The organism is Phormidium sp. CCY1219 (assembly GCF_055795085.1).
The window spans coordinates 1-228 of record NZ_JAYFEQ010000082.1; the positions used below are offsets into that span (position 1 = coordinate 1).

At 44.3% G+C, this 228-nt stretch carries 1 protein-coding gene; it reads right to left on the reverse strand.

What is annotated here, in order from left to right; genetic code table 11:
• Nucleotides 1-227: group II intron maturase-specific domain-containing protein (locus tag AC0QH1_RS00520; protein WP_324628781.1), on the reverse strand; the 227-nt coding region annotated here is incomplete at its 3' end.
• Nucleotide 228 lies beyond the last annotated feature (1 nt).

A 228-nucleotide genomic window follows, 5' to 3' on the forward strand; every position in this document is an offset into this window, starting at 1 on the left:
CGCTTGATAGGAGTTTCTGCGTGTGTTAGCAGTCTTAACCCATCTTGCGCTTGAAACGTCCAGTTTCCATTGGCTCCCTTATGGTAATACTTTCTGAGCTTACCGATGGACGCTTTCCCACATCTTGATACTGTCCATGCCCTTAAGGCTGCCCAAACCATATAGTCGAGTTTGGAGTAAATTTCCTTGGATACTACTGTGCTGTAATAGTTACTCCATCCTTTTATG